Source organism: [Micrococcus luteus] ATCC 49442, assembly GCF_010367585.1.
Classification (GTDB): domain Bacteria; phylum Actinomycetota; class Actinomycetes; order Actinomycetales; family Micrococcaceae; genus Arthrobacter; species Arthrobacter luteus_A.
This window is the reverse complement of sequence record NZ_JAAAXP010000001.1, coordinates 4,560,484-4,582,674: the sequence shown is the minus strand read 5'-3', so window position 1 is coordinate 4,582,674 and position 22,191 is coordinate 4,560,484. Positions and strand designations below refer to the sequence as shown.

The following is a 22,191-nucleotide window of genomic DNA, read 5'->3' as shown; positions in this document are numbered from 1 at the left end:
TTCTCTCGTCTTTGACGTAAGTGCAGGCGCCTAGCGGCGCTTGCCCTTACGGTCGTCCTTGACATGGCCGCGGAATGTCCGCGTGGGAGCGAATTCGCCGAGCTTGTGCCCGACCATCGACTCAGTGACAAACACCGGGATGTGCTTGCGTCCGTCGTGCACGGCGATCGTGTGCCCGAGCATGTCGGGGATGATCATCGAACGGCGGGACCAGGTCTTGATGACGTTCTTGGTGCCCTTTTCGTTTTCCCTGTCCACCTTCACAAAGAGGTGCTGGTCAACGAAAGGACCTTTTTTCAGGCTGCGTGGCATGTGTCCAGGCTCCTATCGCTTGTTCTTGCCAGTACGACGACGACGCACAATAAGCTTGTCGCTCTCTTTGTTCGGGCGGCGGGTGCGGCCCTCACGCTTACCGTTCGGGTTGACGGGGTGACGTCCACCGGACGTCTTACCCTCGCCACCACCGTGCGGGTGGTCAACCGGGTTCATGGCGACACCGCGGACGGTCGGGCGAACGCCCTTCCACCGCATACGGCCGGCCTTGCCCCAGTTGATGTTCGACTGCTCGGCGTTGCCGACCTCGCCGATGGTTGCGCGGCAGCGCACATCAACGTTGCGGATTTCGCCGGAAGGCAGACGCAGCTGGGCGAAGCGGCCTTCCTTGGCAACAAGCTGGATCGATGCGCCGGCGGAGCGGCCCATCTTGGCGCCGCCACCCGGACGCAGTTCGACTGCGTGGATTACGGTACCGACCGGGATGTTGAGCAGGGGCAGGTTGTTACCGGGCTTGATGTCAGCACCGGCACCTGCCTCAACGACGTCACCCTGGGACAGCTTGTTCGGGGCGATGATGTAACGCTTGGTGCCATCAACGTAGTGCAGGAGGGCGATGCGAGCCGTGCGGTTCGGATCGTACTCGATTTCGGCAACGCGGGCGTTGACGCCGTCCTTGTCGTGGCGACGGAAGTCGATCAGACGGTACTGGCGCTTGTGGCCACCACCCTTGTGACGGGTGGTGATCTTACCGGTGTTGTTACGGCCGCCCTTTTTGGGCAGCGGACGTACCAACGACTTTTCCGGCGTTGACCGCGTGATTTCGGTGAAGTCCGCTACGCTCGAGCCACGACGGCCCGGTGTAGTCGGCTTGTACTTACGGATTCCCATAGTTTATTTCCTCGTTAAAGTGGTCTCCGCTACGAGAGCGGACCGCCGAAGATGTCGATGGTGCCTTCTTTGAGGCTCACAATTGCACGCTTGGTGTTCTTGCGGGTACCCCATCCGAATTTGGTGCGCTTGCGCTTACCGGCACGGTTGATGGTGTTGATCGATTCGACCTTGACGGAGAAAATCTTCTCCACGGCCAGCTTGATCTCGGTCTTGTTCGAGCGGGGGTCCACCAGGAAGGTGTACTTGCCCTCATCGATCAGGCCGTAGCTTTTTTCCGATACGACGGGTGCAAGCACGACGTCGCGCGGGTCTTTGATGGTGGCTGCACTCACTTGGCATCCTCCTCGTTCTTTGCTACTGCCTTGTCAGCAACGAATGCTTCGTAGGCAGCCTTGGTGAAGACAACGTCGTCAGAGACGAGTACGTCGTAGGTGTTCAGCTGGTCTGCGTACAGAACGTGAACACCGGCGAGGTTGCGCACGGAAAGTGCTGCAACATCGTTGGCGCGCTCGATGACAACCAGCAGGTTCTTGCGCTCGGAAACTCCGCGAAGCGTTGCAAGTGCGGACTTGACGGACGGCTTGGTGCCCTCCACCAGTTCAGCAACAACGTGGATGCGTCCGTTGCGGGCCCGGTCAGACAGTGCGCCGCGCAGTGCAGCAGCAATCATCTTCTTGGGGGTGCGCTGGCTGTAGTCACGCGGTGTGGGACCGTGGACAACGCCACCACCGGTCATGTGAGGAGCACGGATTGAACCCTGACGGGCGCGGCCGGTGCCCTTCTGCTTGAACGGCTTGCGACCTGCACCGGAAACCTCGGCGCGGGTCTTGGTTTTGTGGGTACCCTGGCGAGCAGCAGCGAGCTGGGCAACGACGACCTGGTGCAGCAGCGGCACGTTGGTCTGAACGTCGAAGATCTCTGCAGGCAGGTCAACCTTGACAGTGCTAGTCATTTAACTAGGCTCCCTTCACGGCGGTGCGTACGAGTACGACCTGGCCGCGGGCGCCGGGGACGGCACCCTTGATCAGGAGCAGCGACTTCTCGACGTCAACTGCGTGAACCGTGAGGTTCAGCGTGGTGTGACGAACGGCGCCCATGCGGCCGGCCATTTTCATGCCCTTGAAGACGCGGCTCGGGGTGGATGCGCCACCGATTGAACCGGGCTTACGGTGGTTCTTGTGGGCACCGTGGGAAGCTCCAACGCCGTGGAAGCCGTGACGCTTCATAACGCCGGCGAAGCCCTTACCCTTGGTGGTGCCGATGACGTCGATCTTCTGGCCGGCTTCGAAGAGCTCAACAGAAAGCTCCTGGCCCAGCTCGTAAGTGTCAGCATCTGCAGTGCGCAGTTCGACGACGTGGCGGCGAGGCGTGACGCCTGCCTTTTCAAAGTGACCAGCCAGCGGCTTGGTGACCTTGCGGGGATCGATCTGGCCGTAGCCGATCTGTACAGCTACGTAGCCATCAGTGTCTGCGTTGCGCAGCTGGGTGATGACGTTCGAATCTGCCTGGACCACAGTGACGGGGATGAGCTTGTTGTTCTCGTCCCAGACCTGGGTCATGCCGAGCTTCGTGCCCAGCAGGCCCTTTACGTTACGGGTTGCGGTCATAGTCTCTCAGCACCTCCCTACAGCTTGATTTCGATGTTCACGTCGGCCGGCAGGTCGAGACGCATAAGCGAGTCAACAGCCTTCGGCGTGGGATCGATGATGTCGATAAGACGCTTGTGCGTGCGCATTTCAAAGTGCTCGCGGCTGTCCTTGTACTTGTGCGGAGAGCGGATTACGCAGTAGATGTTCTTCTCCGTAGGCAGCGGCACAGGGCCAACTACCGTTGCGCCTGCGCGCGTGACCGTCTCAACGATCTTCCGGGCTGAAACGTCAATGACCTCGTGGTCGTATGACTTCAGCCGGATGCGGATTTTTTGTCCCGCCATGTCGCCTGACTCTCTTTCAGTTAGTGCTGCTCTGAGTAGGGCTGCTCTGTTCACTTTCGTGTTGCATGTGGCTGCCGAAGCATTTGAAGTCTGAACTACCACCCGCCGCACAAGCTGAATCCGGATGAATCCGGGTTCCTCAACCTGCCGACGTAACCGACCCCCGCGGTCGGGCGTGTCGCGCTTAGCACGCATACAAATCCGCAGTTCCATTGGGAGTGGGTTATGTTTGGGCTTCCACTTGGACCCTGACACCCGGCATTATCCGGATCGGGACACGAAGAAGCGCTTGAACAACTCATCTAGTATGCCGGATATTGTGCGGAGAAGCGAATCTGTAGCCCGGCGCCTCCCTATGGCGCCGTCGGCCCTCAGCGTCCGGGCCCGTGAGCCTCCGGTCCGAGGCCATTGCCTTCCCCAACATCCGAATGGATGATGGGGTCATGACCGTCGAAAATGACGTTTCCATTCAGGATCTGGCCGGCCGCCTGCCGCCCTCCTTCACACTGGGAGTAGCCGCGGCCGCGTTCCAGATTGAAGGTGCCCTGGCCACCGACGGCAGGGGCCCCTCAGGCTGGGATGCTTTCGTGGAGAAGCCCGGAGCCATCTGGGACGGCCACTCGCCCGCAATGGCCTGCGACCATTACAACCGCTCGGCCGAAGATGTGGCGCTTATGCGGGAGCTCGGAGTTGATTCCTACCGCTTTTCCCTTTCCTGGCCCCGGATCCAGCCCGATGGCCGCGGACCCTTCAACGAGCAGGGCCTGGATTTCTATGACCGGCTGATCGACCAGCTTCTTGACGCAGGCATCTCCCCCATGGCGACGTTGTACCACTGGGATACGCCCCTGCCTCTGGAACACGGCGGCGGCTGGATGAACAGGGCCACGGCCGAAAGGTTCGCTGAATATTCAGCTGCGGCCGGCCGGCGTTTTGGTGACCGCATAGACCAGTGGGTCACGCTCAATGAGCCCGCTTCCGTTGTGCTGAACGGCTATGCCCTGGGCACCCATGCCCCCGGGCGATACCTCCTTTTTGACGCTTTTCCTGCCGTCCACAACCAACTCTTGGCACACGGCCTGGCTGTGCAGGCCTTGCGTGCGGAGGGGGTCCGCGGCAGCATTGGCGTGACCAACCTGCACTCCCCCGTCCGCCCCGCAACAGGAAAGTTTGCCGACAGGGCCGCTGCCAAGGTCTTCGACATGATGTTGAACCGGATTTACGCGGATCCCCTCCTGCTTGGCCGGTACCCTTTCGCTCTCCGGCTTACGAAGCCATGGCTGCGTTCGCTGCCCAGGATTTCCGACGCCGATCTCCGCACCATCCATCAGCCGGTGGACTTCTACGGCGTGAACTACTACCAGCCGGTGAAAGTTGCGGCCGGGCAGGGCACCGGCGAAGACCTGACGGTCCCGGCGGAAGCGATGATCAAGATTCCGGCCCACCAGGTGCCGTTTGATGAGTACGAGACAACGGGTTTCGGGTGGCCGGTGGCTCCGGAGCATCTGGGGATCCTGCTGCGTGAACTCAAGGACCGCTACAAGGATGCCTTGCCGCCGATTTACATCACCGAGAGCGGTGCCAGCTTCCCGGAGCCCGAGCACGTCACCGGCCCCGTGCCAGACCAGCCCCGGATCAACTACATCGCGGCACATCTGCAGCATGCTATGGAGGCCACAGCGCCCGGGGGCATCGCTGACGATGTAGAACTACGCGGTTATTACGTGTGGACGCTGATGGACAACTTTGAGTGGGCTGCCGGCTACTCTCAGCGGTTTGGCCTGGTCCACGTGGACTTCGAAACCCTGGAGCGCACGCCGAAGGAATCGTTCTACTGGTACCAGGCACTGAGCCAGGCCCGGAAACCGCTGGCCAGCTAAAGCCTGGCTACTGGTTCTTGTTGGCGCGGTTGATGCGCTTGGCGCGGTCAATCTCGTTGCGGAAATGCTTCTTGGCCCAGAACACTCCTGCGACCACGGCAACAACGATGACCAGAAAGATCAGGAATTCCATGATGTACTCCTCTCGCTGCTAGCAACAGTATCAGTGCCGGCCTGACGGTTCCCGGTGGTTGCCTGGGTGAGGATCGCCGGCGTGGGGTTTGCCGGACCCTGGAGTCGGCGTGGGACCCGGTCCTGCCTCCGGCCCGCTGCCTGGCCCCGTATGCGGTCCACTGCCTGGTCCGAAATTCGGTCCCGTGTTTGGTCCCGTATTTGGTCCGGCTTCCGGCGCCGCAGTGGACGTGCGGTTGAGCCGCCAGACGGCAAACACGATGAGCCCCACGGCCACCAGTGCCAGGAGAACGAACGTGTAGTTCCTCATCGCCCACAGAATGCAGGCCGCCACTCCTGCCGCTCCCCACCAGACAAACAGCCGCTCGCCCACGATCAGCCCGGCCACCAGCAGGGCCGCGAACAGCACCAGTATCCACAGTTGCTGCGCACCGGTACCGCCGAACACCACACCCAGGCCACTGAAGGACAGCAACAAGGCAGCTGCTCCCACCAGGATCCGCCCGGCACCGCGGTCGCCGGAGAAGTAGCGCAAGCCACCGAGGACGGCAGCCAAAAGCACATACCACTGGACCACCCAGAAGGGATCCGGCAGGTCACCGAATCCGCGGCTGTTGAGCCGGCCCGGTCCATCCAGGACGAAGATTGCGGCCCGCTGGACCGCGGCCGTCAGCACCAGCGCGCCGGCTTCCAGTACAACCCGGCGGGCGCTCACGGGAGCCTCATGGTAGGCAATCGCGACGGCGGCAGCCAGGACGGCTGCCGCCGTCCAGGCGGTTCCATCGTGCGGAATTCCGGCTATGGCCACGAGGATGACCGCCACAAAGGCTGCCCCGGCAAGGGACCAGCGGCGTACCGGATCGGACTGCAGCGGCGTACTACGAACCAGCCGCACGGCGTAAAGCACTATGGCTGCCGAGCCTGCGCCGGCCAGCCACGGCAGGAAGTTGCCCCAAACGCCGGTCTGGTCCGGGATGGCCTCCGCCGCCAGTGCCATGGCTCCGCTGAGTGCCGCCACGGCCGCCGGCGGATACAGCAGCGGCTGGCCTTCGACATGCGACGCCGCAAAGAACACAGCCGAAAGAACCAGGACGGCGGCACCGGTGACCCAGCCTTCCGCCAACGGTGCGAGAACCAGACCGGCAACAGCGAAGGAGCCAGCGGTTACCAGCCAGAGCCAATGCTCGCTGTCCTCTCTGCCAACGTTCAGCCTCCGCCGCAGGATGCCCGCAGCGACCGCAAGTAACGCCACGGTCAGCAGGACGACGGCAGTTCCGGTATGGCTCAGTATGGCCGCCGCCAGGTATGTCCCGCCGAAGGTGAACAGCGGACCCAGGCTCAGCACCCCGAACAGCGCAGCGTATACGGTGAAGTAAAGAGCACCGCGCGCGTCGAAGAACTTCCTGGCAGCGACGGCGGAAGCCAGGAGCATCAGCAGTTCCAGTAGCACCACCCAGCGGCCGCCGTCGTCCTCCCCCGACTGCAGCCGTGCGCTCCCCCGACCTGCCACGTACACAAGCGGCAGCAGCGCCTGGCCCGCCAGCGTGATCCAGACGGCTGCCTGCTGGAACGGAACCTCGGCCAGCCGCGCGCGCATCGCCCACCGGACCGCATGCTGGGCCGCGAGCACCACGGCGAAGGTCAGCGAAACCACTGTGGGGGAAGCGGAGATGTCGTAGCTGAGGACCAGCGCCAGGGCGGCAGTCAGCACGCGGGCGGCGACAAAGTACCAGCCCTTCCGTAGGCGCTCCGGCTCGGCCACCACCATCACTGCCGCATACACGGCGAAGATGCCGAGTATCAGCTCTACGTTGAGGAGGTTGTCGGCACTGAAGACAAGCAGCGAACCAAACGCGAACGGCGCCAGCCAGACGGCGCCGGTCTCGCTGCGGAGGAAGTAGCCGGAGGCCGCAGCGCCCAGGGCTGTAAGCACGGCGGCGGAAGTGGCCTGCCAGCCCGTGGACATCGATTGCGCGAGGCTGGCAGCGGCCACCACCTGCATGACGACCACAGCGCCGGCATCCGCGAGGACCCACCGGGGAGCACGACGGCGGGCGGTGGCCAGCAGAGGCAAGCCCACCTGGAGTGCCAGTACTGTCACGAGGACCGCGGCGGGGCGGAGCGCCTCGTCCGCGATGACCACCGGACCCGCCTCGTTGTGGAGTTGGTGGAAAGCGGTCAGGGCAAGGACTGTTGCTCCTGCCCGGGCGAACCACCAGTATGCCCAGCGGTGCTGGCGCAGCGGCAGTTGAACCGCAGTGATCGACAGATAGGCAACTGCCAGGATCAGAACTACGTTTCCGGCGCCCTGGGAGACCAACCGGAAGGCTACGGCTGCGGCAACCAGGGACATGGCCAGCGGCATGGCTTCCCATACGGTCGCGGACCAGTCCTTGTCCGCCGCGGGCCGGGGAACCAGCAGCAACCCGATGGCCAGGGCCGCCGTCAGTTGGATGAGCAGGGCGACAAATGTCAGTTCGTGGGCCGGCGAGGACTCAAGGAACGGCAGCCCGATCAGGACCAGGGCTCCGGCACCGGAGAAAGCACCCAGCGTTGCCTCCGGCGCGACGGTCTTGACGCCTGACCGCTGCAGGAGGGCAGTCAGGAGTTGCTGGCACACCAGTGCTATCAAGAGGGCAAATGCCGCGGCTTCCATCCGCGCCGGACCATGGTCAATAACAGCTGCGACTGTCCCGGGGACCGCCAGAGTCAAGGCGACCCGGGCTCCCAGTACAAGCCGACCGCGGAATGTGCCTGACGCGAATGCGGCCCGGGCAGTCCAGTAGGCAGCGCCGAGGAACAGCATGACGGCAAACGGCCAGTCACCCATGGACGGGGACGCCAGCCCGGCAAGGACCAGGGCAGCCGCCGGCGGCCATTCGGTCCGGCCCGGCCACCGGGCCGCCAGAACCATGCCCGTCACCAGCGCCAACAGCACCGGAACCCAGAGGGGCACGGGCCCATCCACCTGCAACGAACTTTGGCCGGTAAGGCTGCGGAAGAAACCGGAAGTAGCCTCAGCGATACCGTAGGCGGCCGCCGCTGCAAGCTGCAGAACGAAGGTCACCGAGGCATCGGCGGGCCAGCGGCCGCGGGTGCTGCCGGTGCCCTTGCCGATATCGGAACCGTCGGGGGCCTGCGGCCGCTGCGCCGCCTCGGGGAATCGTGCGGTCAACCGGTCCGTCAGCAGTGCCAGCCCAAGTGCCTGGACAGCAAGCAGGACGCAGACGGCCAACAGTGCGTCGCTCCCCCGGCCGGTGAGGTCCCAGATCGCGACTGCGGCCGCCACAGTCAGGGCAGCCCGAGCCGCGTAGAAGTTTCGGAGCCCCAGCGGACCGGGGACCACAGCCATCAGGGCGAAGTAGATCCCGCACAGGGCGATGATCAGCGCATACTCCGCTTTGTCCAGATACAGCGGCACACATGTGGCCGCCACAGCGACGGCCGGGACGACGTAAGGATGCAGGAACATCAGAGGCCGGACATAGACCGGCGGCAGCCAGCCGGGCCGTCCCAGCGCCAGGCAGGTCAGCACCACTGCCACGCCTATCAGGGCGGCGAAGTACCAGACCAGTGCGCCCCCGAGGACGGATACGCCCGAGAACGCGGTGGAGGCGACGAACGTAAGCGACAGGTACACCAGGACCCGGCTCTCCAGCCGGACAGCCGCCGCAACATAGGCAACAGTGCCCACCAGCGATGTCAGCAGCCAGGCTGTGGGTCCGTCCGGCAGGGCAAAGTTGTAGAGTGCCAGCCCTGCGACAGGAACCATGGCGAGGCCAGTGCCTGTGAATGCCACCGCTGCAGGCCGAAGCCGCGGCACCGTGGCGTGAAGGACGAAGCCTGCACCGTAGAACAGCGCCGTCACGGTGCAGACCCCCGCAAAGCGCATCGTCGGAGGGAGGCTGGTACCAATGAACAGTGCGGCAGCGGCGACCAGCAGAAGGCTGGCCACATACAGGGTGATGTTGATGTTCTGGCGGTCCCGCTTTTCACGGCGGGCCTCGCGCTGGGCAGGCGTTTCCGGATATGACCGGAAGGACGCCGCAGCAGCCTGGGGCGGCACCATGGAAGACCTCGGGGTCGTGACCAGGGGTGCCGCTGGGGGCGCCGCCGAAGCAGGCGGGGACTGGATTTTTACAGGCGCAGGCGGGGCCTGCTGCGCGGCTGGAGTCGGGGACGGCACTGCCGCCCATGGTGACCATGGCGGCATGGATACGGGGACATCAGCATTTCCTGCCGGAGCCGGAGCAGGACGATCGCCGCGTACCGCCGTCGGCCCTTCCCCTGCGGACGGTTCAGCAGGGGCAGGACTAACAGGCTCACTGGTTGCCGGGCGTGCCCCGTCCTCTGCCTGCAGCTTGGCCATGGCGTCTAGCCACCCTTGGAGGTGCCCGGCGCGGTAGCCCGCTTCAAACATTTCGTCCCTCACGGCGATCCCTCTCTACGGCGCAGCATGCCTGCACAATTAATCCAATGAGTGGATTAACCATAGCAAACAACAGCCCCGCTGCGAAGATACGCAGCGGGGCTGTTGATAAGTCTCAAGGACCCGGCAAGCGGGCTCCTGATCCTAGATCAGCAAGTGGTTACTTGATGATCTTGGTGACACGGCCTGAACCAACGGTGCGGCCGCCTTCGCGGATAGCGAAGCCGAGGCCCTCTTCCATGGCGATGGGCTGGATGAGCGCAACGGTCATCTCAGTGTTGTCGCCAGGCATAACCATTTCCGTGCCTTCCGGCAGGGTGATAACGCCGGTTACGTCCGTGGTGCGGAAGTAGAACTGCGGGCGGTAGTTGGAGTAGAACGGGTTGTGACGTCCGCCTTCGTCCTTGGACAGGATGTAGACGTTAGCCTCGAAGTCGGTGTGCGGGGTGATGGAACCCGGCTTGACGACAACCTGGCCACGCTCTACGTCATCACGCTTCAGACCGCGGAGCAGGAGACCACAGTTCTCGCCGGCCCATGCTTCGTCGAGCTGCTTGTGGAACATCTCGATACCGGTAACCGTGGTCTTCTGGACCGGGCGGATGCCGACGATCTCGACCTCGGAGTTGATGGCGAGGGTTCCACGCTCGGCGCGGCCCGTTACAACGGTGCCACGGCCGGTGATGGTGAAGACATCTTCAATCGGCATCAGGAAGGGCTTGTCGCGGTCGCGGATGGGGTCCGGAACAGAGTTGTCCACGGCCTCCATGAGTTCCTCAACGGACTTGACCCACTCGGGGTCGCCTTCCAGGGCCTTCAGGCCGGAAACGCGGACAACCGGTGCTTCGTCGCCATCGAAGCCCTGCGAGCTGAGGAGCTCACGAACTTCCATTTCAACGAGGTCCAGCAGTTCCTCATCGTCAACCATGTCGGACTTGTTCAGCGCGACCAGCAGGTAGGGAACGCCAACCTGGCGGGCGAGCAGAACGTGCTCGCGAGTCTGAGCCATCGGGCCGTCAGTGGCGGCAACCACGAGGATTGCACCGTCCATCTGAGCAGCACCGGTGATCATGTTCTTGATGTAGTCAGCGTGACCCGGAGCGTCTACGTGTGCGTAGTGGCGCTTCTCGGTCTGGTACTCAACGTGGGAGATGTTGATGGTAATGCCGCGCTGACGCTCTTCGGGAGCAGAGTCAATGGACGCGAAGTCACGCTTCTCGTTGAGAGTCGGGTACTTGTCGTACAGCACCTTGGAAATGGCGGCCGTCAACGTCGTCTTACCGTGGTCAACGTGACCAATGGTGCCGATGTTAACGTGCGGCTTAGTCCGCTCGAACTTTGCCTTTGCCACAGGTTCCTCCTAGAACGTTTTCAAATGACTTACCCTTCAACCGCGCTTATCGCGGCAGAAACTCAGGTAAGTCTACTTGGGGGGCTTTGGATTGGTGAAATTGCAGATTCAGGAACTAATACTAGTGCCTAGTGCCTGTTCGTGCAGATGGCCAGGAACCGGCCAAAAACCGGGACTGCGTCCTGACCCGGTTCCGGCCATCTGCACCAGGTGTGCTTCCGCTAAGCGGAAACGCACCCGAGTTTGTCGCTGTGAAAGTCCGAAGGACTATTCGCCGCGGGTCTTCTGGATGATCTCGTCGGCAACTGCCTTCGGGACCTCGGCGTAGCTGTTGAACGTCATGGAGTACACAGCGCGACCCTGGGTCTTCGAACGCAGGTCACCGATATAGCCGAACATGCCGGACAGCGGGACGTGCGCACGGATGACCTTGACACCCTGTGCATCTTCCATGGACTGCATCTGGCCACGGCGTGAGTTGATGTCGCCGATAACTTCACCCATGTATTCCTCAGGGGTGCGGACTTCGACATCCATCAGCGGTTCGAGCAGAACAGGGTTCGCCTTGCGTGCAGCTTCCTTGAAAGCCATACGGCCGGCGATCTTGAACGCCATTTCCGAGGAGTCAACATCGTGGTAGGCGCCGTCAATCAGCGTTGCCTTGATGCCGACAACCGGGTAACCGGCCAGGACGCCGTCGTTCAGTGCATCCTGGATACCCGCGTCAACGGACGGGATGTATTCGCGCGGAACGCGGCCACCGGTGACCTTGTTCTCAAACGCGTACAGCTCGCCGTCGGCGGTGTCCATCGGCTCGATCGCGATCTGGATCTTTGCGAACTGACCCGAACCACCGGTCTGCTTCTTGTGCGTGTAGTCGTGACGCTCTACTGCACGCTTGATGGTCTCGCGGTAAGCAACCTGCGGCTTGCCGACGTTCGCCTCGACCTTGAATTCGCGGCGCATGCGGTCCACCAGGATGTCCAGGTGGAGCTCGCCCATGCCGGCGATGATGGTCTGACCGGTGTCTTCGTTGAGGGAGACCTGGAAGGTCGGGTCCTCAGCGGAGAGCTTCTGGATGGCCGTGGAGAGCTTCTCCTGGTCACCCTTGGTGTTCGGCTCGATGGCAACCGAGATCACGGGCTCCGGGAAGCTCATGGACTCGAGAACGATCTGGTTGGCGGAGTCGCACAGGGTGTCACCCGTGGTGGTGTCCTTCAGACCGATCGCTGCGTAGATGTGGCCGGCGGTAGCGCCCTCAACGGGCATTTCCTTGTTGGCGTGCATCTGGAACAGCTTGCCGATGCGCTCTTTCTTGCCCTTGGTGGAGTTGACCACCTGTGCGCCTGCTTCCACGTGACCGGAGTACACGCGAATGAAGGTGAGCTGGCCGAAGAACGGGTGCGCGGCGATCTTGAATGCCAGAGCCGAGAAGGGCTCTTCGGAAGACGGCTTGCGGGTCAGTTCCTTCTCTTCGTCGCGGGGATCGTGACCGATCATCGGCGGGACGTCGAGCGGGTTCGGCAGGTAGTCGATGACAGCATCGAGCATCGGCTGAACGCCACGGTTCTTGAACGCGGAGCCACAGAATACCGGGTAGAGCTCAGAGTTGATGGTCATCTTGCGGATGCCGGCCTTGAGCTCGTCGACGGAAATCTCTTCGCCTTCGAGGTACTTCTCCATGAGCTCTTCGGAAGACTCTGCAACGGCCTCAACGAGGGCTGCGCGGTATTCCTCAGCCTTTTCCTTAAGGTCAGCCGGGATCTCCTGGATCTCGTACTTGGCACCCATGGTGACGTCACCCTTGGAGTCGCCGGGCCAGACCAGTGCACGCATATACAGCAGGTCGACGACGCCGATGAAGTCGTTCTCGGCACCGATGGGCAGCTGCATTACCAGCGGCTTGGCACCGAGACGGCTAATGATGGTGTCGACGGTGAAGTAGAAGTCAGCGCCGAGCTTGTCCATCTTGTTGACGAAGCAGATGCGCGGAACGTTGTACTTGTCAGCCTGACGCCAAACGGTCTCGGACTGCGGCTCAACACCTTCCTTGCCATCGAAGACGGCGACAGCACCATCGAGGACGCGCAGTGAGCGCTCAACCTCAACGGTGAAGTCAACGTGGCCGGGGGTGTCGATGATGTTGATCTGGTTGTTTTCCCAGAAGCAGGTCACGGCGGCAGACGTGATGGTAATGCCGCGTTCCTTTTCCTGTTCCATCCAGTCAGTGGTCGAAGCGCCGTCGTGCGTTTCGCCGATCTTGTGGTTCACACCCGTGTAAAACAGGATGCGCTCGGTGGTGGTGGTCTTGCCGGCATCAATGTGGGCCATGATGCCGATGTTGCGGACCTTACTAAGGTCGGTAAGCACGTCCTGTGCCACGGTGTCTCCCTTTCGGATGGACTGCACGTTCGCCGCCGGCTCAGGTGAGCCGGCGGCGTCCGGGAAGTATTACCAGCGGTAGTGTGCGAAGGCCTTGTTGGACTCGGCCATCTTGTGGGTGTCTTCGCGACGCTTCACAGCGGCACCGAGACCGTTGGAGGCATCCAGGATTTCGTTCTGGAGGCGCTCGGTCATGGTCTTTTCGCGGCGGGCCTTGGAGTAGCCAACCAGCCAACGCAGGGCGAGGGCAGTCGAGCGACCCGGCTTGACCTCAACCGGAACCTGGTATGTGGCGCCACCAACGCGGCGTGAACGGACCTCGAGGGAAGGCTTGACGTTGTCCATGGCCTTCTTGAGGGCTGCTACGGGGTCGCCGCCGGACTTGGCGCGGGCGCCTTCGAGGGCACCGTAAACGATGCGCTCTGCGGTGGACTTCTTGCCGTCAACGAGCACCTTGTTGATGAGCTGGGTGACCAGCGGGGAGCCGTAAACGGGATCTAGTACGAGCGGCCGCTTCGGGGCCGGACCCTTGCGAGGCATATTACTTCTTCTCCATCTTTGCGCCGTAACGGCTGCGTGCCTGCTTACGGTTCTTCACACCCTGGGTATCGAGGGCGCCACGGACGATCTTGTAACGGACACCCGGAAGGTCCTTAACGCGACCACCGCGAACGAGCACAATGGAGTGCTCCTGCAGGTTGTGGCCTACACCGGGGATGTAGGCAGTAACTTCCACGCCACCGTTGAGGCGCACACGTGCAACCTTACGCAGAGCCGAGTTCGGCTTCTTGGGGGTGGTGGTGTAAACGCGGGTGCAAACACCGCGGCGCATCGGGCTGCCGTTCAGGGCAGGAGCCTTGGTCTTTTTGACCTTAGGCGTGCGGCCCTTGCGGACCAGCTGGTTAATCGTAGGCACTCTCGTGTTCTCCGTTGGTTTGATCTCTACCGATACATCCAGGCGTCAGCCGTCATCGCATCGGTTTTGGCGTTGTCCTTGCAGCCTTGGTGTCTCGAATCGTGCCTAGGCGTGCAAAAGAGTGGCATTCGTTGCGCACCTAACCCGCAACCCGGAAACAAGCTCACACCCAACATCATGAGAACAAAACCAAAATGATGCTGCGGCGGCCTTCATCCACTGCCACACAGAACAATTACCAAAATTCTAGCACGGCTTGCTCCCGCGCCTTAATCGGGTGTAAGGAGGGCGACGGCGGAAGCCGGGTGCCGCCGTCGTCCTCCCTTCAGCGTCCTTCCGCGCTTAAACAGCAACGCGGGGTCACTGTGAGCCCGATCCAAGGTGTGGATCGGGCCGTAAGTGACCCCGCGCTGCCTTAGGCGTTAGCGGAAATCGTTGCCAAGATCGTAGTCATCCAGCGGGATGGCGTGGAACTCAGGAGCTCCGTCGCCGCCCAGGGAATCGTACGAAAAGTCACTGAATGCGCTGGGGCCGGTGAACAGGTTGGCCTTTGCTTCTTCAGTGGGCTCCACGGTGACCTCGGTGTAGCGCGGGAGACCCGTGCCGGCCGGGATCAGCTTACCGATGATGACGTTCTCCTTGAGGCCGAGCAGCGGATCGCTCTTGCCTTCCATGGCCGCCTGCGTCAGGACGCGGGTGGTCTCCTGGAAGGAAGCTGCGGACAGCCAGGACTCGGTGGCGAGGGACGCCTTGGTGATGCCCATGAGCTCAGGACGTCCGGATGCCGGAGTCTTGCCCTCGGACACAACGCGGCGGTTGGCATCCTCGAAGCGGCTGCGCTCGGCGAGCTCGCCGGGCAGCAGATCCGATTCGCCGGACTCGATGACCGTGACACGGCGCAGCATCTGGCGGACGATGACCTCGACGTGCTTGTCGTGGATACCGATGCCCTGGCTGCGGTACACGCCCTGGACCTCGTCCACCAGGAACTTCTGCGCGGCACGGGGACCCATGATGCGCAGAACCTGCTTGGGATCCACCGGGCCGTTGATGAGCTTCTGGCCTACCGTGACGTGATCGCCATCCTCAATGAGGAGACGTGAACGGCGCAGTACCGGGTACGCGATCTCTTCAGATCCGTCATCCGGGGTGATGACCAGGCGCATCTGGCGCTCGGACTCTTCGATGGCGATGCGGCCGGCTGCTTCAGCAATCGGTGCGACACCCTTCGGAGTACGGGCTTCGAAGAGCTCCTGGATACGGGGCAGACCCTGGGTGATGTCGTCGCCGCCGCTGGCGGACACGGCACCACCGGTGTGGAACGTACGCATGGTCAGCTGGGTACCGGGCTCACCGATGGACTGTGCCGCGATGATGCCCACGGCCTCACCGATGTCCACCGTCTTGCCGGTGGCCAGCGAGCGGCCGTAGCACAGGGCGCAGGTGCCAACGCTGGACTCACAGGTGAGTACAGAGCGGACCTTGACCTCGGTGATGCCGGCTGCGAACAGCTCAGCGATGACGACGTCGCCGCAGTCAGTGCCGCCGGCTGCAAGGACATTGCCCTTGGAGTCCACAACATCAACAGCGAGCGTACGGGCGTAGGCACTGTTCTCGACGTTCTCGTCCAGGACCAGTTCGCCGTTGGCGTCCGGCACGGCAATGGGCGTGACCAGGCCGCGCTCGGTGCCGCAGTCCTCTTCACGGACAATGACGTCCTGCGAAACGTCCACCAGACGACGGGTCAGGTAACCCGAGTTGGCGGTACGCAGCGCGGTGTCAGCCAGACCCTTACGGGCACCGTGCGTGGCGATGAAGTATTCCAGCACCGACAGGCCCTCGCGGTAGGAGGACTTGATGGGACGCGGGATGATTTCACCCTTAGGGTTGGCCACCAGGCCACGGATACCCGCGATCTGACGGACCTGCATCCAGTTACCACGTGCACCGGAGGACACCATGCGGTTGATGGTGTTCATCGGCGACAGGTTGTCGCGCATCGCCTGGGCGATCTCGTTGGTTGCCTTGTTCCAGATCTCGATCAGTTCCTGGCGACGCTCGTCGTCGTCGATCAGGCCCTTGTCGTACTGGCCCTGGATCTTGGCGGCCATGGTTTCGTAGCCGGCAAGAATCTGCGGCTTGTCCTTGGGCACCTCGATGTCCGAGATGGCGACGGTGACGCCGGACCGGGTGGCCCAGTAGAAACCGGCATCCTTCAGGTTGTCCAGCGTTGCCGCCGTGACCACCTTCGGGTAGCGCTCGGCGAGGTCGTTGACGATCGTGGACAGTTCGCCCTTGTCCGCAACGTTTTCAACCCAGGGGTAATCCTCGGGCAGGGTCTGGTTGAAGATAACCTGGCCCAGGGAGGTCTCCACGAGCACCGGCTGGCCGGGCTCCCAACCTTCCGGAGCTTCCCAGCCCGCGTAAGGAACGAAGCCTTCAAGACGGATCTTAACCTGCGAGTTCAGGTGCAGCTCGCGGAGGTCGTAGGCCATGATGGCTTCGGCAACCGAGGAGAAGACGCGGCCTTCGCCAGCTGAACCGACACGCTTGGTGGTCAGGTGGTAGAGGCCGATGATCATATCCTGCGAGGGCAGGGTGACCGGACGTCCGTCCGAGGGCTTCAGGATGTTGTTCGAGGACAGCATCAGGATGCGTGCCTCGGCCTGGGCCTCCGGGCTCAGCGGCAGGTGCACTGCCATCTGGTCGCCGTCGAAGTCAGCGTTGAAAGCGCCACAAACCAGCGGGTGCAGCTGGATTGCCTTACCTTCAACAAGCTGAGGCTCGAAGGCCTGGATGCCGAGGCGGTGCAGGGTAGGTGCACGGTTGAGCAGCACCGGGTGTTCGGTGATGATCTCTTCCAGCACGTCCCAGACCTGCGGACGGTAACGCTCAACCATGCGCTTGGCCGACTTGATGTTCTGTGCGTGGTTGAGGTCAACCAGGCGCTTCATCACGAACGGCTTGAAGAGCTCCAGTGCCATCTGCTTTGGCAGGCCACACTGGTGCAGCTTCAGCTGCGGGCCGACCACGATTACTGAACGGCCGGAGTAGTCAACGCGCTTGCCAAGGAGGTTCTGGCGGAAACGGCCCTGCTTGCCCTTGAGCATGTCGCTCAGGGACTTCAGCGGACGGTTGCCCGGTCCGGTGACCGGACGGCCGCGGCGGCCGTTGTCGAAGAGGCTGTCAACAGCTTCCTGAAGCATGCGCTTCTCGTTGTTGACGATGATCTCCGGCGCGCCGAGGTCAAGCAGGCGCTTGAGGCGGTTGTTGCGGTTGATCACGCGGCGGTAAAGGTCGTTGAGGTCGGAGGTCGCGAAGCGGCCACCGTCCAGCTGGACCATCGGGCGCAGTTCCGGCGGGATCACCGGGACGGCGTCAAGAACCATGCCGAGCGGGCTGTTGTTGGTGGTCAGGAACGCGTTGACCACCTTCAGCCGCTTCAGGGCGCGGGTCTTGCGCTGGCCCTTGCCGTTGGCGATGATGTCGCGCAGCAGGTCAGACTCGGCCTGCATGTCGAAGTTCTCAAGACGCTTCTTGATGGCTTCGGCACCCATGGAGCCTTCGAAGTACATGCCGTAGCGGTCGCGCAGTTCGCGGTACAGGCCTTCGTCACCTTCAAGGTCAGCGACCTTGAGGTTCTTGAAGCGGTCCCAGACCTGCTCGAGGCGCTCGATTTCGGCGTCGGCACGCTTACGCACGTTCGCCATCTGGCGGTCGGCGGAGTCGCGGGCCTTCTTCTTGTCGGCAGCCTTGGCGCCTTCACCTTCGAGGCGGGCGATCTCGTTTTCGAGGTCGCGGGCAATCGTGGCGATATCGGAGTCGCGGTTGTCGATCAGCTGCTTCTTCTCGATGTCGTGCTCAACCTGCAGGTTGGGCAGTTCCTCGTGGCGGCTGTCGGCGTCGACGCTCGTGATCATGTAGGCGGCGAAGTAGATGACCTTTTCGAGGTCCTTCGGAGCCAGGTCAAGGAGGTAGCCCAGGCGGGACGGAACACCCTTGAAGTACCAGATGTGCGTGACCGGGGCGGCCAGCTCGATGTGGCCCATGCGCTCACGGCGGACCTTTGCGCGGGTGACTTCGACGCCACACCGCTCGCAGATGATGCCCTTGAAGCGCACGCGCTTGTACTTACCGCAGTAGCATTCCCAGTCGCGGGAAGGGCCGAAGATCTTCTCGCAGAAGAGGCCGTCCTTCTCAGGCTTGAGCGTGCGGTAGTTGATGGTTTCCGGCTTCTTAACCTCGCCGTAAGACCAGCCACGGATGTCATCCGCGGTGGCGAGGCCGATCTGCATGAGGCCGAAGGAGGATTCGCTGGACATATGGTCCCTGTTCTCTCTTGTTCTCTAAATTCTGAAGTCTTGGGTTACGGGAAGAGGGAGCCCCGGAGCAAGGCAGCGCGGCGGGCCGGCTGCCCTGCTCCGGAGGACTCTAGACCTCTTCTACGGAACTGGGCTCTGCACGAGACAGATCAATACCCAGTTCCTCCGCAGCCGTGAAGACTGCGTCATCAGAGTCACGCATTTCAATTGTGGTTCCGTCCGTGGAAAGTACTTCCACGTTCAGGCACAGCGACTGCATTTCCTTGATCAAGACCTTGAAGGACTCAGGCACGCCCGGCTCGGGGATGTTCTCGCCCTTGACGATGGCTTCGTAGACCTTCACGCGACCGTGGATATCATCCGACTTGATCGTGAGGAGCTCCTGGAGCGTGTAGGCGGCGCCATAAGCCTCGAGCGCCCACACTTCCATTTCACCGAAGCGCTGGCCACCGAACTGTGCCTTACCACCCAGCGGCTGCTGCGTGATCATGGAGTACGGGCCGGTGGAGCGGGCGTGGATCTTGTCGTCCACCAGGTGGTGGAGCTTCAGGATGTACATATAGCCCACGGAGATCGGATCCGGGAACGGCTCGCCGGAGCGGCCGTCGAACAGGCGGGTCTTGCCTGAGGAGTTGATCAGGCGGTCGCCGTCGCGGGTCACGTTGGTGGAGTCCAGCAGGCCCGTGATTTCTTCCTCACGGGCGCCGTCGAACACCGGCGTTGCAACAGTGGTCTGGCCACTCTCGCGCGGCAGGTTCGGCAGCTGCTTGACCCACTCGGGCTCGCCTTCGATCTTCCAGCCGGTCTTGGCAACCCAGCCGAGGTGCGTTTCGAGCACCTGGCCCACGTTCATACGGCCCGGAACACCCAGCGGGTTCAGGACAATATCAACCGGGGTGCCGTCGGCAAGGAAGGGCATGTCCTCGATCGGGAGGATCTTGGAGATAACACCCTTGTTGCCGTGACGGCCGGCGAGCTTGTCGCCGTCGGTGATCTTACGCTTGGCAGCCACGTAGACGCGGACCAGCTGGTTCACGCCCGGGGGCAGCTCGTCGTCGTTGTCGCGGTCAAAGACGCGGACGCCGATAACCGTGCCGGACTCGCCGTGCGGAACCTTCAGGGAGGTATCGCGCACTTCGCGGGACTTCTCACCGAAGATGGCGCGCAGCAGGCGCTCTTCCGGGGTCAGTTCGGTTTCACCCTTCGGGGTGACCTTTCCAACAAGGATGTCGCCGGCTTCAACTTCAGCACCGATGTGGATGATGCCGCGCTCGTCCAAGCCCGCCAGGACTTCCTCGGACACGTTGGGGATGTCACGGGTGATTTCCTCGGCACCAAGCTTGGTGTCGCGGGCATCAATCTCGTGCTCCTCGATGTGGATGGAGGAAAGAACGTCCTCGGCAACAATGCGCTGCGAGAGGATGATGGCGTCCTCGAAGTTGTGGCCTTCCCATGACATAAATGCCACGAGCAGGTTCTTACCCAGGGCGAGCTCGCCCTGGTCCGTTGCCGGGCCGTCGGCGATGATGCCGCCAACCTCAAGGCGCTGGCCTTCGTTAACCAGGACGCGGTTGTTGTAGCAGTTGCCCTGGTTGGAGCGAGCGAACTTGTTGATGCGGTAGTTGGTTTCGGTACCGTCGTCGTTGAGCACGATGACCAGTTCAGCGGAAACCTCGGTAACTACGCCGGCCTTCTTGGCGATGGTGACGTCACCGGCGTCCACTGCTGCGGCGCGCTCCATGCCGGTGCCCACGAAGGGAGCCTCGGAACGGACCAGCGGCACAGCCTGGCGCTGCATGTTGGCACCCATGAGTGCGCGGTTAGCATCGTCGTGCTCGAGGAACGGGATCAGGGCCGTAGCCACGGACACCATCTGGCGCGGGGAAACGTCCATGAACTCGACCTCGCCGGCGGGAACGAGCACAGGCTCGCCTCCACCACCACGGGCGCGGACCAGGACGGTCTCTTCAGCGAACTTCTTGTTCTCGTCCAGCGGGGCGTTGGCCTGTGCGATCAGGACCTCAGCTTCGTCGTCGGCCGTGAGGTACTGGACCTCATCGGAGACAACACCCTCGGAGACGAGACGGTAGGGAGTCTCGATGAAGCCGAACGGGTTGATGCGGCCGTAGGATGCCAGCGAACCGATCAGACCAATGTTCGGGCCTTCAGGGGTTTCAATGGGGCACATACGTCCGTAGTGGGACGGGTGAACGTCACGGACTTCCATGCCTGCGCGGTCACGGGACAGACCACCCGGGCCAAGCGCGGACAAACGGCGCTTGTGGGTCAGACCCGAGAGCGGGTTGTTCTGGTCCATGAACTGCGACAGCTGGGACGTTCCGAAGAACTCCTTGATGGCTGCGACAACCGGGCGGATGTTGATCAGGGTCTGAGGCGTGATGGCCTCGACGTCCTGGGTCGTCATCCGCTCGCGGACAACGCGCTCCATACGGGACAGGCCGGTGCGGACCTGGTTCTCGATGAGCTCGCCGACGGCGCGGATACGGCGGTTGCCGAAGTGGTCGATGTCATCGATCTCGACACGCAGTTCGTGGTCCTGGCCGTCGCGCTTGCCCGTAAGGGTTTTCTCGCCGGCGTGCAGGGCAACCAGGAACTTGATCATGGCTACGATGTCTTCAACGTGCAGGACCGAAGCTTCCTTGTCGCCAAGGGAGCGGTCAATGCCAAGCTTGCGGTTGATCTTGTAGCGGCCAACCTTGGCCAGATCGTAGCGCTTGGAGTTGAAGTACAGGTTGTCCAGGAGTGACTGGGCAGCCTCGACTGTGGGCGGCTCGCCCGGTCGCAGCTTCCGGTAGATGTCCAGCAACGCGTCTTCGCGGGTTTCGGTGGCGTCCTTCTCCAGCGTTGCACGCATGGAGTCGTACTGGCCGAATTCTTCGAGGATCTGGCCTTCGGTCCAGCCGAGGGCCTTCAGCAGAACCGTGACCGACTGCTTGCGCTTACGGTCGAGGCGGACGCCGACCTGATCGCGCTTGTCGATTTCGAGTTCAAACCATGCACCGCGGGACGGGATGATCTTGGCAGTGAAGATGTCCTTGTCACTGGTCTTGTCAGCGGTGCGCTCAAAGTAGGCGCCCGGTGAACGGACCAGCTGGGAGACGACCACGCGCTCGGTGCCGTTGACGACGAAGGTGCCCTTCTCGGTCATCAGCGGGAAGTCGCCCATGAACACGGTCTGCTGCTTGATTTCGCCCGTGTTGTTGTTCATGAACTCGGCCTTGACGTAAAGCGGAGCCGAGTACGTTGCGTCCCGGTCCTTGCACTCGGCCATGGTGTACTTGGGGTCAGCGAACTCCGGCTCCGAGAAGCTCAGGGACATGGTGCCCTGGAAGTCCTCGATCGGGGAGATCTCTTCGAAGATGTCCGACAGTCCGGACGTGGTGGCGACGCTGAGATCGTTTTCTTCGACAGCCTTCGCTACGCGTGCCTGCCAGCGTTCGTTGCCGACGAGCCAGTCAAAGCTGTCCGTCTGCAGGGCAAGCAGATTCGGAACGTCAAGAGGTTCGTGAATCTTTGCGAATGAGAGCCGGCGAGTGGCACCATCAGTGCTGTCGGCGGTGTTAGCGGTTTCGTTATTAGAGGTGCTCGAGGCGACCAAGAGGGATCCTTCCACAGACCTTCAGGCGTTTTCAGATCTCCCCCGCTGTGCACCCTGCGG

15 protein-coding genes are annotated in these 22,191 nt (G+C 62.5%); 1 reads left to right on the top strand and 14 read right to left on the bottom strand.

Annotation, left to right across the window (positions count from 1 at the left end; genetic code table 11):
- Positions 1–30: 30 nt before the first annotated feature.
- From rpsS to rpsJ, 6 genes are read right to left on the bottom strand one after another with little or no spacing between them, the layout of a single operon-like run.
- Positions 31–312, bottom strand: a complete 282-nt coding sequence (gene rpsS, locus GUV69_RS20870; protein ID WP_011692805.1) for a 30S ribosomal protein S19 — start codon at positions 310–312, stop codon at positions 31–33.
- Between the two features lie 12 nt (positions 313–324).
- Positions 325–1,164 (bottom strand): 50S ribosomal protein L2, encoded by an 840-nt coding sequence (gene rplB / locus GUV69_RS20865; protein WP_164205891.1) that lies wholly within the window; start codon positions 1,162–1,164, stop codon positions 325–327.
- A gap of 29 nt (positions 1,165–1,193) precedes the next feature.
- The gene (rplW, locus tag GUV69_RS20860) at positions 1,194–1,499 is read right to left on the bottom strand and encodes a 50S ribosomal protein L23 (protein WP_018773664.1); all 306 of its coding nucleotides are present in this window, start codon (positions 1,497–1,499) and stop codon (positions 1,194–1,196) included.
- Positions 1,496–2,119 carry a 50S ribosomal protein L4 gene (gene rplD / locus GUV69_RS20855; protein WP_164205889.1) on the bottom strand — a complete coding sequence of 208 codons (624 nt, stop codon included), beginning with the start codon at positions 2,117–2,119 and terminating at the stop codon, positions 1,496–1,498. The genes rplW and rplD overlap by 4 nt, the downstream gene beginning before the upstream one ends.
- Before the next feature lie 4 nt (positions 2,120–2,123).
- On the bottom strand, positions 2,124–2,774 hold the full coding sequence (gene rplC / locus GUV69_RS20850) for a 50S ribosomal protein L3 (RefSeq protein WP_108599010.1): 651 nt from the start codon (positions 2,772–2,774) through the stop codon (positions 2,124–2,126).
- 17 nt (positions 2,775–2,791) lie between these two features.
- A complete protein-coding gene (rpsJ, locus tag GUV69_RS20845; RefSeq protein WP_038464699.1) occupies positions 2,792–3,100 on the bottom strand; it encodes a 30S ribosomal protein S10 in 309 nt (102 codons plus the stop codon).
- A 443-nt stretch (positions 3,101–3,543) separates the two neighbouring features.
- Here rpsJ and GUV69_RS20840 point away from each other — a divergent pair, with 443 nt between their 5' ends.
- Positions 3,544–4,980, top strand: a complete 1,437-nt coding sequence (locus tag GUV69_RS20840) for a GH1 family beta-glucosidase (protein WP_164205887.1) — start codon at positions 3,544–3,546, stop codon at positions 4,978–4,980.
- 7 nt (positions 4,981–4,987) lie between these two features.
- Here the strand turns inward: GUV69_RS20840 and GUV69_RS23460 are convergent, their stop codons facing one another.
- The 8 genes from GUV69_RS23460 to rpoB form a co-directional block, all read right to left on the bottom strand.
- Positions 4,988–5,113, bottom strand: a complete 126-nt coding sequence (locus tag GUV69_RS23460) for a hypothetical protein (RefSeq protein WP_255527060.1) — start codon at positions 5,111–5,113, stop codon at positions 4,988–4,990.
- 30 nt (positions 5,114–5,143) lie between these two features.
- Positions 5,144–9,181, bottom strand: a complete 4,038-nt coding sequence (locus tag GUV69_RS20835; RefSeq protein ID WP_208786683.1) for a hypothetical protein — start codon at positions 9,179–9,181, stop codon at positions 5,144–5,146.
- Between the two features lie 520 nt (positions 9,182–9,701).
- The gene (gene tuf, locus GUV69_RS20830) at positions 9,702–10,892 is read right to left on the bottom strand and encodes an elongation factor Tu (protein ID WP_164205885.1); all 1,191 of its coding nucleotides are present in this window, start codon (positions 10,890–10,892) and stop codon (positions 9,702–9,704) included.
- 267 nt (positions 10,893–11,159) lie between these two features.
- The gene (gene fusA / locus GUV69_RS20825; protein WP_164205883.1) at positions 11,160–13,274 is read right to left on the bottom strand and encodes an elongation factor G; all 2,115 of its coding nucleotides are present in this window, start codon (positions 13,272–13,274) and stop codon (positions 11,160–11,162) included.
- 69 nt (positions 13,275–13,343) lie between these two features.
- A complete protein-coding gene (rpsG, locus tag GUV69_RS20820) occupies positions 13,344–13,814 on the bottom strand; it encodes a 30S ribosomal protein S7 (protein WP_026531948.1) in 471 nt (156 codons plus the stop codon).
- A gap of 1 nt (position 13,815) precedes the next feature.
- On the bottom strand, positions 13,816–14,190 hold the full coding sequence (gene rpsL / locus GUV69_RS20815; RefSeq protein WP_011692814.1) for a 30S ribosomal protein S12: 375 nt from the start codon (positions 14,188–14,190) through the stop codon (positions 13,816–13,818).
- 422 nt (positions 14,191–14,612) lie between these two features.
- A complete protein-coding gene (locus GUV69_RS20810; protein WP_164205881.1) occupies positions 14,613–18,512 on the bottom strand; it encodes a DNA-directed RNA polymerase subunit beta' in 3,900 nt (1,299 codons plus the stop codon).
- Between the two features lie 109 nt (positions 18,513–18,621).
- Positions 18,622–22,131, bottom strand: coding sequence for a DNA-directed RNA polymerase subunit beta (rpoB, locus tag GUV69_RS20805; RefSeq protein ID WP_164205879.1), 3,510 nt, complete (start codon positions 22,129–22,131; stop codon positions 18,622–18,624).
- Positions 22,132–22,191: the final 60 nt, after the last annotated feature.

Excerpts from the sequence above, each read along its gene's own strand:
- rplB (WP_164205891.1), bottom strand. The coding sequence starts at position 1,164 with ATGGGAATCCGTAAGTACAAGCCGACTACACCGGGCCGTCGTGGCTCG.
- rpsS (WP_011692805.1), bottom strand. The coding sequence starts at position 312 with ATGCCACGCAGCCTGAAAAAAGGTCCTTTCGTTGACCAGCACCTCTTT.
- GUV69_RS20810 (WP_164205881.1), bottom strand. The coding sequence starts at position 18,512 with ATGTCCAGCGAATCCTCCTTCGGCCTCATGCAGATCGGCCTCGCCACC.
- rplC (WP_108599010.1), bottom strand. The coding sequence starts at position 2,774 with ATGACCGCAACCCGTAACGTAAAGGGCCTGCTGGGCACGAAGCTCGGC.
- rpsG (WP_026531948.1), bottom strand. The coding sequence starts at position 13,814 with ATGCCTCGCAAGGGTCCGGCCCCGAAGCGGCCGCTCGTACTAGATCCC.
- GUV69_RS20835 (WP_208786683.1), bottom strand. The coding sequence starts at position 9,181 with ATGGTGCCGCCCCAGGCTGCTGCGGCGTCCTTCCGGTCATATCCGGAA.
- rplD (WP_164205889.1), bottom strand. The coding sequence starts at position 2,119 with ATGACTAGCACTGTCAAGGTTGACCTGCCTGCAGAGATCTTCGACGTT.
- GUV69_RS20840 (WP_164205887.1), top strand. The coding sequence starts at position 3,544 with ATGACCGTCGAAAATGACGTTTCCATTCAGGATCTGGCCGGCCGCCTG.
- GUV69_RS23460 (WP_255527060.1), bottom strand. The coding sequence starts at position 5,113 with ATGGAATTCCTGATCTTTCTGGTCATCGTTGTTGCCGTGGTCGCAGGA.
- rpsJ (WP_038464699.1), bottom strand. The coding sequence starts at position 3,100 with ATGGCGGGACAAAAAATCCGCATCCGGCTGAAGTCATACGACCACGAG.